Source organism: Rahnella sp. 1L-D-7-B-C2 (genome assembly GCF_057290995.1).
The window spans coordinates 329623-344171 of sequence record NZ_JBXAVQ010000005.1 but is presented as its reverse complement, the minus strand read 5'-3'; the positions used below and the strand labels follow the sequence as shown (position 1 = coordinate 344171).

The following is a 14549-nucleotide window of genomic DNA, read 5'->3' as shown; positions in this document are numbered from 1 at the left end:
AGAGGGTAATCGCGTTGTGTGCGTTTAACATATTGGTTCATCACATTTTCCTCAGTATGCGAGTTAAATGTGTCAACGTTATTTAGGACGGGTCAGAGGCACAAAAAAGGGCGCAATGCGCGCGCCCTTTTTACTCTAAATATTGCTCTAAGCATTCACTTATCGAGACGAGTTTTTCCCACGCAATACCTTGAGGCAGTTACGCAGTTTGGCGTCCATCGGGGCCTCAATGCGCATCGTCTCGCCGGTATTTGGATGCTCAAAACGCAGCGCTGCCGCGTGCAGGAACAGACGGTTCAGGCCGGTTCCAGATAATTTGGCATCGAATTCGCGCTCACCGTAGCGATCGTCGAATGCTATAGGATGACCCGCGTGTAGCGCATGAACGCGGATCTGGTGCGTTCTGCCGGTCACCGGACTGGCTTTCACCAGCGTTGCAAACTCGTAGCGCTCTTCTATTTTGAATCGCGTTTCAGAAGGCTTACCTTCGGCATTCACACGGACAATCCGCTCGCCGCTTTGCAAAATATTTTTCAGCAAAGGTGCCTGCACGACTTTGCAATGGGAAGGCCATTCGCCCTGAACCAGTGCCAGATAGTCCTTCTGCATACTCTTTATACGTAGCTGTTCGTGTAATGAACGCAGCGCAGAGCGCTTCTTGGCGACCAGCAGAACACCGGAAGTATCCCTATCCAGGCGGTGAACCAGCTCAAGGAAACGGGCTTCCGGGCGCAATGCCCGTAATCCTTCGATAACCCCAAAGCTCAGCCCGCTGCCACCGTGAACCGCAGTACCGGAAGGTTTGTTGAGGATCAGCAGATGATCGTCTTCATAAAGGATGCAATCCGTGAGTGCCGCAACTTTATCAAGTTTGGCCGAAACAGGTGCTTCATCTTTTTCCGCGATTCTTACCGGCGGAACACGAACGACATCACCGTCTAGTAATTTGTATTCTGGTTTAATACGTTTTTTATTAACCCTGACTTCACCCTTACGCACGATGCGATAAATCATGCTTTTCGGCACGCCTTTCAGGATTTTAAGTAAGAAGTTGTCAATACGCTGACCGGCTTCATCTTCAGAAATGGGGATTAATTGTACAGCTGGATTCTCAGTTTTCATGGCTCGGGATTCTAAATATCAGGCACGATTCGCGCCACAGATTTTTATGTGCTTAACTCATAGCTTACCAGCAACTACCGTGGAAAACCTGCAAGAAAACCAGATAAAAAGCACGAGCAATGTGCATTACCTCGCAGATGAATAAGATTCTTGGTCATAACGGGAAAAGTCACCTTGCTATCACAGTGCCTGCAATGGAATAATGAAGTCACTTTCCGCGTTGTTTCTCTTAAGTTAGGGAAAACGCAGGAATTATAGATTTGCCTGATCGCACAAAAACGCAGCAATGGCGTAAGACGTAATGTGAAATCAAGCAATTAGCGGGCTGCGGGTTGCAGCTTGGCCGGCAAACGGAATGAGATCTGTAAACTAAAATTCAGAAGCTATTCCCCTAATAAAAGTGCTGCTTTCACAACGCTGGTGTCTTTAATACAGCAAAAGCAGACTTACCGAAATAATGCGCCCCTATGCAAGCGACAGCCGTGAGGTTGACGATTTGCGAGAAGACTCGGGGCCAACGGTTTATCCGGCCATGACGTCATTTTGCCCGCAGCTCTGTCAATAATGGAAAAATAACGAGTAAGTTAAGATGAAAAGAATGTTGATTAACGCAACTCAGCAAGAAGAGTTGCGCGTTGCCCTTGTAGATGGACAGCGTCTGTATGATTTGGATATTGAAAGTCCGGGCCATGAGCAGAAAAAAGCGAATATTTACAAAGGTAAAATCACCCGCATTGAACCTAGTCTGGAAGCGGCATTCGTAGATTACGGCGCAGAACGACACGGTTTCCTTCCTCTGAAAGAAATTTCCCGCGAATATTTCCCTAGCAATTATTCCTCACATGGCCGCCCGAACATCAAAGATGTTTTACGCGAAGGTCAGGAAGTGATCGTTCAGGTTGATAAAGAAGAACGCGGAAATAAAGGCGCAGCGCTGACGACGTTTATCAGCCTGGCCGGTAGCTATCTGGTACTGATGCCAAACAATCCACGCGCTGGGGGTATTTCCCGCCGGATTGAAGGTGATGACCGCACTGAATTAAAAGAAGCATTGTCTTCTCTGCAACTGCCTGATGGCATGGGCCTTATTGTGCGTACTGCCGGCGTCGGTAAATCCGCAGAAGCCCTGCAGTGGGACCTGACCTTCCGCCTTAAGCATTGGGATGCCATCAAGAAAGCCGCTGAAGGCCGCCCGGCCCCCTTCCTGATTCATCAGGAAAGTAACGTTATCGTTCGTGCGTTTCGTGATTACCTGCGCCCGGACATCGGCGAAATCCTCATCGATAACCCAAAAGTTCTCGAACTGGCGAAAGAGCACATTGCCGCGCTGGGCCGCCCTGACTTCAGCAGCAAAATTAAGCCGTACGTTGGCGAAATTCCGCTGTTTAGCCATTACCAGATTGAATCCCAGATTGAATCTGCATTCCAGCGTGAAGTGCGTCTGCCTTCCGGCGGCTCGATTGTTATCGACAGTACCGAAGCCCTGACCGCTATCGACATCAACTCCGCGCGTGCAACACGCGGTGGCGATATCGAAGAAACTGCTTTTAACACCAACCTTGAAGCCGCAGACGAAATTGCCCGTCAGTTACGCCTGCGTGACCTGGGTGGCCTGATTGTCATCGACTTCATCGACATGACGCCAGTGCGTCACCAGCGCGAAGTGGAAAATCGTCTGCGTGATGCTGTCCGTCAGGACCGTGCACGTATTCAAATCGGTCGCATCTCCCGCTTTGGTCTGCTTGAAATGTCCCGTCAACGCCTCAGCCCGTCATTGGGTGAGTCAACGCATCACATCTGCCCACGCTGTGCCGGTACCGGTACTGTGCGCGATAACGAATCGCTTTCCCTGTCGATTCTGCGTCTGATTGAAGAAGAAGCGCTGAAAGAAAATACCAAAGAAGTGCATGCAATCGTGCCTGTACCCATTGCTTCTTACCTGCTGAACGAAAAGCGTGAATCGGTGAATGCCATCGAAAAACGTCAGGGTGGCGTCCGCGCGGTGATCGTGCCAAACGATCAGATGCAAACTCCGCACTATCACGTTCTGCGTGTACGTAAAGGTGAAGAAATTTCTGCACTGAGCTACCTGCTTCCGCAGATTCACGAAGCCGAAATGCTGCAACCTTCTGAGGAAGTGCCGTCTGAGCGCCGTCGTCCTGAGCAACCGGCCCTCGCCGCGTTTGCCCTGCAAGGCGAAGCGCCGCCGTCAAGCTTTGAGCAACCTTCAGCGCCTGAAGAGCCGACACGCACCACAACAGTCAATGCACCTGCTGCGCCTGTTGCTGAGAAATCAGGGTTTGTCAGCCGTCTGTTGAGTGGTCTGAAAAGCTTGTTCGCACCGGAACCTCAGCAGGAAGTCAAACCTGTTGAAGCGCCTAAAGCTGAACCAGAAACTACTGAAGCCGCTGAAACCCGTCGCAACAACGATCGCCGCAATCAGCGTCGTCAGGGCGGACGTCGTGAACGCAATGGCGAACGCGGTGAGCGCACTGACCGTGGTAATCGTGGCGAAGGCCGTGATAACAATCGTGATAGCCGTGGCGAAAGCCGCGACACTCGCGAAAACAACCGCGAACCGCGTGAAGACCAGCGTCGTAACCGTCGTAATCCGGAACCGGTTGTCGCTGAAACGCGCGCCGAAGAAGTTGAAACTGTTGCCCGTGATGAGCAGCAACAACAACCTCGCCGTGAGCGCTCCCGTCGCCGTTCTGATGATAAACGCAGAACACAGCCGGAAGAGAAGGTTCAGGATGTTGTGGTTCAGGAAATTGCCGAGCCGGTTGTCTCCGCCCCGGTTGTTCAAGACGATGCAGAGCAGGAAGATCGCCAGCCAGCTCAACGCCGTCAGCGTCGCCAGTTAACGCAAAAAGTTCGCTTCGAATCAGAAGAAGTGGATCACGAAGCGGAAGCTGCTGCGCAATTGCTGATTACCGGTAGTCGCCCTGCTGAACCTGCATTTACTTCACATGAAGAAGCAGGTGCTGAAACCAATTACTCAGCAGATAACGATGACAACCAGAATGACAACGCCCGTGAAAACGGTATGCCACGTCGTTCACGTCGTTCGCCGCGTCATCTGCGCGTCAGCGGCCAACGTCGTCGTCGCTACCGCGATGAGCGTTATCCAACCCAATCGCCAATGCCAATGGCTGGTGCTTTCGTTTCTCCTGAAATGGCATCAGGTAAAGTCTGGATCACCTACCCGGTTGCTCAGGCTTATGAACAGCATGTGAATGAAACCGAAGCGCCAGAAGTACTTGCTCAGCAGGTTGAAATCGCCCAGGAAAATACTCCTGTGCTGAATGAAACGACTGAAGCTGCACCTCAGCCCGTTGTGGAAACTCCGGTTACTGAACCAGCGAAAGTTGAGCCAGAAGTGGTGGTGGCAGCAGTTGCGCCAGAAGAAGCGGTAGCTGAAGTTGCCGAACAGCCTGTTGCCGATGAGCCTGTTCTGGTTGAACCAGAAACAGCTGAACCGGTAGAGGAAACCCCAGTGGTTGCTGTTGCACCTGAAGCGCAAGAGCCGATTGTTGTGGAGCCTCTCGCTGTTATGGCTGAAACAGAAATTCAGATTCAGGCACCGGTAGCGGCTCCAGAGACTGAAGTGAAGGCTGAACCTGTTGCACCAGTAAAACCGGTTGTGGAAACTGCCTCGGTTGCGGAAATGACAACAAGCACTGAAGTGGCAGCACCGCGCTTCAAACTTCACGCTACAGCACCGATGACCAAAGCACCGGCGCCCGCTTACGTGCAAGAGCCGACTCGTCATAGCGACTGGGTTCGACCTGAGTTTGCCTTTGATGGTAAAGGTTCTGCAGGTGGTCATGCCGCAGTCAGCACGGCTACCGCACCGGCAACAAAACCTGAAATGCCATCAGAGTAATATTCTGACAGACTGGTAACAGGTATAAAAAACCCGCTTCGGCGGGTTTTTTTATTGCCTGAAACCTCTGGCGCATAAGACCATTAAGGGCTGCGGATAATCAAGCCAGTGTTTTAAGGCGGCGGATAGTCAGCTCATCAAGCTTACCTTCCAGACTTGCGGCGAAACGCTGGAAGTGTTCAGTTTTATTATGTTGGTTCAGCGCGTCTTCCGATTTCCAGCGTTCGTAAAAGACAAAGGTTCCTTCTTTGTCGAGGTCCCGATGAAGCTCATACTGCAAGCACCCCACTTCCTGCCGGCTGGGTTCAATCACCTCAAGTAAAGCTTCCGTTACCTGTGCCTTAAACTCCGGTTTAGCAGCAATAGTGGCAACAACTCTGATTTCCATAGTAGTTCTCCTGTTATTTTTGTCTTGCTTGCGGGTACCCCGGCAAGCCCGGCGACTCACATCTGTACCTACTATGACCCCTTCCCTGCATTGATTTCAATACGAAGTTTATTTAACAGATGCAACCCGACGGTTTTGCGCTTATTCTTGTTCCCCGCCGTTAATGCTCCCATTACCGCACCTGATCCCAATATCTTGTCTCTCAATGCCGGAGTTTTGCCTGATGACCGCAACACCGCAAGTTTTGAAAATCCACCGCCCAGATGACTGGCATATTCACCTTCGTGACGATGATATGCTCAGTACGGTGCTACCGTTCACCAGCGAAGTTTTTGGCCGTGCGATTGTTATGCCAAACCTGACGCCGCCGGTGACTACTGTGGAAGCGGCCCTGGCATATCGCTCGCGCATCATGGCGGCTGTGCCTGCTGGCCATCACTTCACGCCGCTGCTGACCTGCTATCTGACCGATTCTCTGGATCCGGATGAAATCGCACGTGGTTATGAGCAAGGCGTATTCACCGCCGCAAAACTTTACCCGGCCAATGCCACGACCAACTCCCAGCATGGCGTTTCTGACGTCAAAACCATTTATCCGGTATTGGAACGTATGCAAAAAATCGGCATGCCACTGCTGATCCACGGCGAAGTAACGCACAGCCATGTAGATATTTTCGATCGTGAAGCGTATTTCATTGATGAAGTGATGGAGCCGGTTCGTCGCCAGTTCCCTGAACTGAAAATTGTATTCGAACACATCACGACTAAAGATGCTGCTCAGTATGTTCTTGAGGGCAATCAGTATCTCGGAGCTACCATTACGCCTCAGCACCTGATGTTTAACCGCAATCACATGCTGGTGGGCGGCGTGCGACCACACCTCTTCTGCCTGCCTATCCTGAAACGTAATATTCATCAGGAAGCTTTGCGTAACGTGATCGCCAGCGGCGCTGATCGCTTCTTCCTCGGTACCGATTCCGCCCCTCACACCAAAGGCCGCAAGGAGTCGAGCTGCGGCTGTGCAGGTTGTTTCAATGCACCTCTGGCAATGCCTGCGTATGCCACAGTATTCGAAGAGATGAATGCGCTGCATCACCTGGAAGCATTCTGTTCACTGAACGGCCCGCGTTTTTACGGTTTACCGGTCAATGAAGATTTTATCGAGCTGACACGTACGACGGTTACTCAGCCGGAAGAAATCGCGCTGGGCGAGGAATGCGTTGTTCCATTCCTCGCAGGGCAGACACTGAACTGGAAAGTGACGGCCTGCTAAACTCAGGTCAGGGATGAACGGCAGTAATCCGCTGCGCGATTTTCTCTTCATCTCCTTGTTGCGTAAACAGCAGATTGACTGTATAAATATACAGTCAATCTATTCAGGAGGTCCTATGCGTGTTGAAATCACTATCGATAAAACGAAACCTCTGCCTGTCGGTGCGCTCGACGCGTTATCAGGTGAATTGAGTAAAAGAATTAACAAACAGTTTTCAGACCGCGAAAATAATATTCAGGTCCGCTATGCCGGAGCAAATAGCCTATCGGTATTGGGTGGAGCAAAAACTGACCGTGATCTGATCGAAGAAATTCTGCAGGAAACCTGGGAAAGTGCCGATGACTGGTTTTCAAATCAGAACGATGAGTAACGCGTTGAAACGCCTGAAAATCAACCTGGCTGCCCTACCTTATTTATAATAATCAGGTTTATTAAAACCACGCCGAAAGGCTATTTCAGTATTTTACCGGGCGTCGCAGTCCGGTTTTTTATTCCCGACACCTGTATAAAAAACACTCACCGTGAAAATAAAATTTCCGTTAATACCCAGATAATTCTGACTCCTCATATATCAACACAGTTTTTTTACAATTAAATTCATTCAAACTCTCCTCAAAACGATTTAACTGTTTATACTGAAATAGCTCACCTGATAATGAGCCGCATTGATCCTCAGATAGTCACTCACGTTAGTCACTACAAGATAAGGGGTCTATATGGACAGAAATGATGAAGTTATTCAGACACACCCGCTTGTTGGTTGGGATATCAGTACGGTCGACTCGTATGACGCCATGATGATACGTCTCCATTACCTGTCTTCAAAAGACCAGACTCCAGAAAATGCTCAGGTAGACAGAACCCTTTGGTTGACTACCGACGTTGCACGGCAATTGATTAACATTCTCGAAGCCGGCATAGAAAAGATCGAATCGAATGAGTACGAATACAGTGATCACCGAAAACACTAATCTTTACCTGCCAGTCTGAGGCACCAGCGATTTACATCCTGGTGCCTTTTTCTTTGTTCCCGCCCTGCTTGCCTTCGCTGTCGTAAACTCTCTATCATGACGATTACCAGATTGTTAAAAATTTTCGTCAGAGGAGTCTGAGTAATATGGATTATGATCTCATCGTCGTCGGCAGTGGCTCAGTTGGCTCTGCGGCAGGTTATTACGCCACCCGCGCCGGGTTGAAAGTCCTGATGATCGACAGTGCAATGCCACCGCACAATGCGGGCAGCCATCACGGAGAAACCCGTCTAATCCGTCACGCCTATGGCGAAGGCGCACGTTACGTACCGATGCTGTTAAGGGCGCAAACACTTTGGGATGAACTTGCCGAGGTCAGCGAAGAGAAAGTTTTTCATCGCAGCGGTGTGCTGAATATGGGGCCGGAAAACTCGGATTTTATCGCTAATGTGAAAAACAGCGCTGAAACTTACAACCTGACGACTCAGAACATGGATGCCGAAGAGATCCGCACAAAGTGGCCGTTGTTCACCCTGCCAGACGGTTACTGCGGCGTTTTTGAACCCAATTCCGGTTACCTGCAAAGTGAAATCGCCATCTCCGCTTATATCCGTCTGGCACGGGAAGCGGGCTGCGCGCAATTATTTAACTGTCCGGTAGACAGTATAGAATGGCTGGAAGATGGCGTTGCAGTCTCTACCGCCGATGGCGTGTACCGTGGCGCCAAACTGGCCGTTACCGCTGGAACCTGGGTAACTAAAATCCTTCCCGAACTGCCGGTGAAACCCCTGCGAAAAGTATTTGCCTGGTTTCATGCCGATGGCCGCTACAGCGAAGAGAATCATTTCCCGGCGTTCACGCTGGAGACCCTGCAAGGCGACCAATATTACGGTTTTCCGTCGGTGAAAGACGCACTTAAACTCGGTAAGCACAACGGTGGCCAATGGATCACTGAACCGCAAGAGCGGAAACCCTACGGTGGCTTCAGTCAGGACGGAACGGAATCGTTTAACTTTTTCCGCCACTTCCTGCCGGGTGTGGGCGTCAATCTTCGCGGCGCGTCATGCACTTACGACATGACCGAAGATGAAGATTTCATCATTGATACGTTACCTGGTCGGGATAACACGCTGGTGATTTCCGGACTTAGCGGACATGGTTTCAAGTTTGCCAGTGTTTTAGGCGAAATTGTTACTCAATTCGCTAACAATCTTCCGATCTCCTTTAATCTGCAGCCCTTTTCGCTTTCCCGCTTCAAATAATGTAAATAAGTCCACCGTCGTCTATATTCTGCCGGCGGTGTTTCTTTTTTTAGTGGTAATGGGTTAATTTAGCTTTGAACCTGATCAATAGACTGGTATTTCCGAATTGACAACATTATAGAAAAAAACATAAGCTGGTCTAAGAAATCACAGGAGTGCTTTCTGTCGCGTAACGATACGCACAACAAGGATGTAATATGAAACTGTCAATTATAGAACCCTGTGGATTCACACGCTTAGGCATCTACTCTTATCTTGTTGAGAATAATAATCTCGATATTATAGATTCCGTGAATATATCCAACGCACTAAACCCTCTTGATGAATTCCAACCTGATGTGATTCTGGTTAACATGACGCAATATTGCCATAGCGCAGAATTATCAGAGGAATTGAAAGCTTTCTTTGAATACCGCCACACCGCCCGCATTTACTGTTACATCGATGCAAACTATCCCGATTGCGAAGAACCGATTTCGATTACCCGCGATGTCTTTATCCTCAATAAACAATCACTGACGTCATTGTTACAGAAAATTGCTTTGACACCTGACTCATACATGCCAGGAAATAATGCCGGGCTGCCGCGAATGTTGTTCAGCGATCAGGAAATTCTGGTGATGAACTACTGGATGTCTGAGATGCCCAACTATCGTATCGCCAGAAAATTAAATATCAGCAGCCGTACGGTGTATGTTCATAAACGACATCTGGCGCAGAAAATAAAAGTACGTAACCGCCTGGAGTTTTGTTTCATTTATAATCTGATCAAGTATCTTTTCTGGCCCATTGATGACATTTCTGCCACACCAATGAGTCGCCAAATAAAAGATGACCTTTTGATGATTTATAAGGCCCACATCTGAAAAATGCCCTGATTGATCAGGAATTTTTTGGCTCGCAAACCCTTCAGTACTACTTAGCAAAGGCTCTTCCGCCTCCTGCGGTTGCACTCTCAATCCAGAAGCCTACAATGTTTTCAGGATTACCGGCCTCATTTTGAGGAGCCTCATAAAAATGAATACTATCGATAGAAGCGAAGTGTCCCCCACAGAAATCACGGAAACATTGTTGTCTGTGATTCGCCTGATGCGTAAGCAGGTCGATGCAGCGATGTCCGCTCAGGGACTTTCCCTTGCCCGTGGTAAGTTATTGACCGCCATCGCACACGAGGGAACCTGCCGACCGGGTGAACTTGCACATGTACTCCAGCAATCACCAAGAACCATTACTGATGCCATTGATGCAATGGATCGGGACGGTCTGCTTATCCGTAAACGCCATCCCACTGATCGCCGCTCGCAGCTACTGGAGCTTACCGAAGCCGGTAAACAGGCGCTTGAGCAAGTAAAAATACCCAAACAGGTCGCAATCGACCGGTTATTTGACGGCTTAGACTCTCTCGCCCGCCAGCAGTTAATGGCCTCGCTTCGCAGCATCGAAGCACTGGCGCATGATATCGAAGAGCAGAACAAAGCCTAACGTTCAGGCGTTCCATCGCCGAGCAGGACAGCAATTTTGTGCCCTGCTGCGGTCGGTTCGAGGGCGATTTTGAGCACAATCGTCAGCGGAACCGACAGTAACATACCCACCGGCCCCATTAGCCAGCCCCAGAATATCAGCGAAATGAACACCACCAGCGTCGATAACCCCAGCCCTTTCCCGAGAATTTTTGGGTCAATAATGCTGCCGAAAATCACGTTGATCAGAATATAACCGCCGGTCACCATCAACCCGTCACTTACGCTGTTAAACAGGAAGGTCTGAATAATCGGTGGAATGGCGGCAATGAATGAACCTATGTTAGGAATATAGTTCAGCGCGAAAGCCAGCATGCCCCAAAGGAAAGCAAAACGGACGCCGATACCTGCCAGCAACGCCCATACCGCCAGCCCGGTGACGACGCTTATCAGCGTTTTGATCACCAGATATCGCGTGACGCTATCCAGCGCGCGCTGAACGTTCGCCAAGCCTTTTCCCGGATCGTCGGAGAGTTGCTCGATTTTGTAAGGCAGTTGCGGGACCTCCAGCAGCATGAAAGCGACAGTCATCAGCAACAAGAACAGCCCGGCCATGGCATTGGAAAGATAACTTATCAGCTTGCTCACCAGATTCAGGGTCGCGGCCGGGTCGATGTACCCGGCCAACTGTTCCGGCGTAAAGGTCAGTTCACCTTGTGGAAAATAGGCGTCGTACTGCCGTAATTTCTCAATGAGGATGCCGCGATACTGCGGTAATGTACGGGCAAATTCATTGAGCGTCACCAGCAACGTTGACGTGAGAAATACCATCGCGCAAATCACTACCGTCGCCACCAGCATCACCGCGAGCGCACGCGGCACCCGCACTTTCTCCAGTAACACAATTAACGGATTGAGGACGAAAGCCAGAAAAAGCGCCAGAATGAACGGGACAATAATGTCTGCGGCTGACTTTATACCTGCGAAAATAACGACCAGCATTGCCATCATCACCGCGATTTTCAGTCCCTGATTAGTCACTATGGTCTTTCGCATAATTCTCTCCTGATGATGATCGCTGGCAGCAAATTAACGTGATTTCACCCACTCACGTAAACGCTGAATGTGCATATACAGCGCCGGGATAAACAAGATCCCCGCAGTCGTGGACAGCAGCATCCCGCTGAAGACCGTGACGCCGATGATGTGGCGGCTCATTGCTCCGGCACCTGAGGCCAGCACCAACGGCAGAACCCCCAGAATAAAGGAAATCGCCGTCATCATCACCGCACGAAAACGCTGCTTCGCGCCGTCCTGCGCCGCTTCACTGATCGACGCCCCTTCTTCACGTCGCGCTTTCGAGAATTCGACAATCAATATGGCATTCTTCGCCGCCAGCCCTATCAGCAACACCATGCCGATTTGTGCGTACACGTCGTTGCTCAGCCCGGCCAGATGTAATCCGCCGATTGCACCAAATACGGCGAAGATAACTGAAATCATCACCACCATTGGGATACTCCAGCTTTCGTACTGCGCCACCAGGAACAGATAGGCAAACAACAGCGCGGCGGCGTAAATCAAGATTGCCTGACCGCCAGCCTGAATTTCCTGTAATGACATTCCTGTCCATTCATAACCATAACCGGCTGGTAGTTTTTCGCTCAGAATATTTTCCATCTGCGCCATCGCTTCCCCGGAGCTTACGCCCGGCGCCGCAGAACCGCTGATGGCCAGTGATGGGAACTGGTTGTACTGAGTGATAAACGGCGCGCCGAGCGACGGAGTGAGATCGACGAGTTTGCCCATGCTGATCAGCGAGCCATTATCACTGCGCACGCTGAGGGTCGAAATCTGATCCGCGCGCTGACGGTCTTCCATTTCATTTTGCATCTGCACGTTGAAGAGACGGTTGTTGATGATGAAATCACTGACGTTCACGCCGCCCAGCGACGTTTGCAACGTGCCGAAGATACGACTGACCGGTACCTGCAACTGTGCGGCACGGTCGCGGTCGACGCTCAGGGCTATCTCCGGTACGGATGCGCTGAAAGTGGTGAATACACGGCTCAGTAGCGGATCCTGATTGGCGGCCATAATCAGCGCCTGACCGGTTGCCGCCAGCTCCTGCGGTGATTGCCCCTGTAATGCCTGCAGGCGCAGATCCAGCCCGGAGGCAGTACCCAATCCGGAAATAGCGGGCGGATTGATCGCCATCATCATCGCTGAAGGGATCCCTGCCATAACCGGTTGCAGGCGACCTATCACTTGATCCACGCTACTGCGAGCCCCCCAGGGTTTCAGCAGCACAATCCCAAACGCTGAGTTTGGCGCACTGCCGCCGCTCAGCAGACTAAAGCCACTGATGGCAATCACGTCGTCAACCGCTGGATCGCTCTCCAGCAGCGTCTGCATTTGTCCAAGGACCGCGTCAGTCCGCCCCAGTGATGCGCCATCAGGCAATTGCACATTCACAAAAAAATAGCCCTGATCTTCATCCGGCAGGAAGGATTTCGGCAAGCTCGAGTAGCCCCATACACATGCTCCCACGAGCGCTATAACGGTGAGCACGCTGGTCAGCGCATGTTTGCTGAGGCCGCGGGTAGCGGTCACATACCTATCTCGCACGGTATCCAGCCCACGGTTGAACGCACTGAACAGCCTCGCCGGTTTTTCTGGGCGAGGTTTGAGCAACGTGGCGCACAACGCAGGAGTCAGCGTTAATGCGTTGATACTGGAAAGGATCACCGCCGCCGAAAGCGTCACGGCAAACTGGCGGTAAAGTGCCCCGGTGATGCCCGGCAATACCGCGATGGGAACGAAAACCGCCATTAACACCACGGTTGTAGCGATGATCGGCCCGGCGATTTGCTTGAGCGCCTTGCGGGTGGCGGCCACGCGACCAAGTGACGGGTCTTCGGTCATCAGGCGCTCGACGTTTTCGACGACTACGATGGCGTCATCGACCACGACCGTCAGTGCCAGAATGATCGCAAATAAACTCAGCGTATTGGCCGAATAACCAAACGCGTAGAGCACCGCAAAAGTGCCAAGCAAAGAAACGGGAATGGTCAGGGCGACAATAAACGTGGCGCGCGCGCTTTGCAGAAAGAGGAAGACGATAGTCAGGACAACAAGGAACGTAAGTGCAAGAGATACCACGATTTCATCGAGCGTAGCGCTGACGAACTGAGTCGAGTCGAACTTAATTTCATAGTTGAGATCGTCCGGGAAATAGCGCGCCTGACGCGTCATTTCTTCGCGCACGGCATTCGCCACGTTCAGCGCATTGGCACCCGGCGCAGGATAGACCGACAGAAAGGCAGAAGGCGTCTGATTCAGCGTCGCGTTAACCTGATAATCCTGCGCCCCCAGCTCAATACGTGCCACGTCACGCAAACGCACCGTGCCACCATTTTCATTTTTACGGACGATAATATTCGAGAACTCTTCGGGTGAACTCAGGCGTCCGGCACCGCTGATGGTCAGGGTTTGCTGCTGCATCGACGGACTGGGTGATGCACCGATTTGACCGGCTGCGGCCTGTACGTTCTGGCTCTGGATCGCGGCGCTGATTTCCGTGCTGCTGACATTGAGTGCTTCCATTTTGCGCGGATCCAGCCAGATGCGCATGCTGTAGTCACGCGATCCAAAGACCTGCACATCACCCACGCCGTCAATACGCGCCAGCGCGTCACGTAGCTGGATGCTGGCAAAGTTACTGATAAACAACATGTCGTGCGTGTTGTTTGGCGAAAGCAGGCTGATGCCCATCAGAATGTTAGAAGCCTGTTTACGCACCGATACGCCGGTGTTTAGCACTTCGGCAGGCAATTTTGCGCTGACCTGAGAAATACGGTTTTGCACTTCCACCGCAGCGGTGTCCGGATCGGTACCGCTGGCAAAGGTAATATTGAGGGAATAGCTGCCGTTATTGCCGCTGTTTGATGACATATACAGCATATTGCTGACACCGTTCACCTGCGCCTCAATTGGGGCAGCAACGGATTCCGCAACGTCCCTCGCGCTCGCGCCCGGATAAATTGCGCTGACGGACACCACCGGCGGCGTGATATCCGGATACTGTTCGACCGGGATGACGTTGAGCGCCACCGCACCAATCAGGGCGGTGACCAGCGCGATAACCATCGCAAAACGGGGTCGCTTGATAAATTGCTGGAGCATCG

Annotated in this window: 11 protein-coding genes; 7 read left to right on the top strand and 4 right to left on the bottom strand. The window is 51.3% G+C overall.

Annotated elements, in window-relative coordinates; all coding sequences use genetic code 11:
- Positions 1 to 159: 159 nt before the first annotated feature.
- Positions 160 to 1122: a 23S rRNA pseudouridine(955/2504/2580) synthase RluC gene (rluC, locus tag AC0Z7K_RS11780; protein WP_413529470.1), complete on the bottom strand. Its 963-nt coding sequence runs from the start codon at positions 1120 to 1122 to the stop codon at positions 160 to 162.
- Positions 1123 to 1711: 589 nt separating this feature from the next.
- Between rluC and rne the strand changes: the two genes are divergently transcribed.
- Complete coding sequence (rne, locus tag AC0Z7K_RS11775) at positions 1712 to 5008, top strand: ribonuclease E (RefSeq protein ID WP_485614543.1); 3297 nt, start codon at positions 1712 to 1714, stop codon at positions 5006 to 5008.
- A gap of 100 nt (positions 5009 to 5108) precedes the next feature.
- On the opposite strand, the gene AC0Z7K_RS11770 is transcribed toward rne, so the two are convergent.
- Positions 5109 to 5396 (bottom strand): putative quinol monooxygenase, encoded by a 288-nt coding sequence (locus AC0Z7K_RS11770; RefSeq protein ID WP_213052285.1) that lies wholly within the window; start codon positions 5394 to 5396, stop codon positions 5109 to 5111.
- Positions 5397 to 5619: 223 nt separating this feature from the next.
- Between AC0Z7K_RS11770 and pyrC the strand changes: the two genes are divergently transcribed.
- From pyrC to AC0Z7K_RS11740, 6 genes are all read left to right on the top strand, one after another.
- Positions 5620 to 6669 (top strand): dihydroorotase, encoded by a 1050-nt coding sequence (gene pyrC / locus AC0Z7K_RS11765; protein WP_485614541.1) that lies wholly within the window; start codon positions 5620 to 5622, stop codon positions 6667 to 6669.
- Between the two features lie 115 nt (positions 6670 to 6784).
- Positions 6785 to 7039, top strand: a complete 255-nt coding sequence (gene dinI / locus AC0Z7K_RS11760) for a DNA damage-inducible protein I (RefSeq protein WP_056778732.1) — start codon at positions 6785 to 6787, stop codon at positions 7037 to 7039.
- A gap of 346 nt (positions 7040 to 7385) precedes the next feature.
- A complete protein-coding gene (gene bssS, locus AC0Z7K_RS11755) occupies positions 7386 to 7640 on the top strand; it encodes a biofilm formation regulator BssS (protein WP_413529467.1) in 255 nt (84 codons plus the stop codon).
- Positions 7641 to 7786: 146 nt separating this feature from the next.
- A complete protein-coding gene (gene solA / locus AC0Z7K_RS11750) occupies positions 7787 to 8902 on the top strand; it encodes an N-methyl-L-tryptophan oxidase (protein ID WP_485614538.1) in 1116 nt (371 codons plus the stop codon).
- A 197-nt stretch (positions 8903 to 9099) separates the two neighbouring features.
- A complete protein-coding gene (locus AC0Z7K_RS11745) occupies positions 9100 to 9768 on the top strand; it encodes a LuxR C-terminal-related transcriptional regulator (protein ID WP_413529465.1) in 669 nt (222 codons plus the stop codon).
- Between the two features lie 211 nt (positions 9769 to 9979).
- Positions 9980 to 10384, top strand: a complete 405-nt coding sequence (locus tag AC0Z7K_RS11740) for a MarR family winged helix-turn-helix transcriptional regulator (RefSeq protein WP_485614560.1) — start codon at positions 9980 to 9982, stop codon at positions 10382 to 10384.
- Here the strand turns inward: AC0Z7K_RS11740 and AC0Z7K_RS11735 are convergent.
- Both AC0Z7K_RS11735 and AC0Z7K_RS11730 read right to left on the bottom strand, forming a co-directional pair.
- A complete protein-coding gene (locus AC0Z7K_RS11735; protein ID WP_485614537.1) occupies positions 10381 to 11418 on the bottom strand; it encodes an AI-2E family transporter in 1038 nt (345 codons plus the stop codon). The two genes, AC0Z7K_RS11740 and AC0Z7K_RS11735, sit on opposite strands and share 4 nt — an antisense overlap.
- A 33-nt stretch (positions 11419 to 11451) precedes the next feature.
- Complete coding sequence (locus AC0Z7K_RS11730; RefSeq protein ID WP_485614536.1) at positions 11452 to 14547, bottom strand: efflux RND transporter permease subunit; 3096 nt, start codon at positions 14545 to 14547, stop codon at positions 11452 to 11454.
- Positions 14548 to 14549 lie beyond the last annotated feature (2 nt).

What these genes read in the sequence shown, in the direction of transcription:
- pyrC (WP_485614541.1), top strand. Translation starts at nt 5,620, where the DNA reads ATGACCGCAACACCGCAAGTTTTGAAAATCCACCGCCCAGATGACTGG.
- bssS (WP_413529467.1), top strand. Translation starts at nt 7,386, where the DNA reads ATGGACAGAAATGATGAAGTTATTCAGACACACCCGCTTGTTGGTTGG.
- solA (WP_485614538.1), top strand. Translation starts at nt 7,787, where the DNA reads ATGGATTATGATCTCATCGTCGTCGGCAGTGGCTCAGTTGGCTCTGCG.
- rluC (WP_413529470.1), bottom strand. Translation starts at nt 1,122, where the DNA reads ATGAAAACTGAGAATCCAGCTGTACAATTAATCCCCATTTCTGAAGAT.
- AC0Z7K_RS11730 (WP_485614536.1), bottom strand. Translation starts at nt 14,547, where the DNA reads ATGCTCCAGCAATTTATCAAGCGACCCCGTTTTGCGATGGTTATCGCG.
- AC0Z7K_RS11770 (WP_213052285.1), bottom strand. Translation starts at nt 5,396, where the DNA reads ATGGAAATCAGAGTTGTTGCCACTATTGCTGCTAAACCGGAGTTTAAG.
- AC0Z7K_RS11735 (WP_485614537.1), bottom strand. Translation starts at nt 11,418, where the DNA reads ATGCGAAAGACCATAGTGACTAATCAGGGACTGAAAATCGCGGTGATG.
- rne (WP_485614543.1), top strand. Translation starts at nt 1,712, where the DNA reads ATGAAAAGAATGTTGATTAACGCAACTCAGCAAGAAGAGTTGCGCGTT.
- AC0Z7K_RS11745 (WP_413529465.1), top strand. Translation starts at nt 9,100, where the DNA reads ATGAAACTGTCAATTATAGAACCCTGTGGATTCACACGCTTAGGCATC.
- dinI (WP_056778732.1), top strand. Translation starts at nt 6,785, where the DNA reads ATGCGTGTTGAAATCACTATCGATAAAACGAAACCTCTGCCTGTCGGT.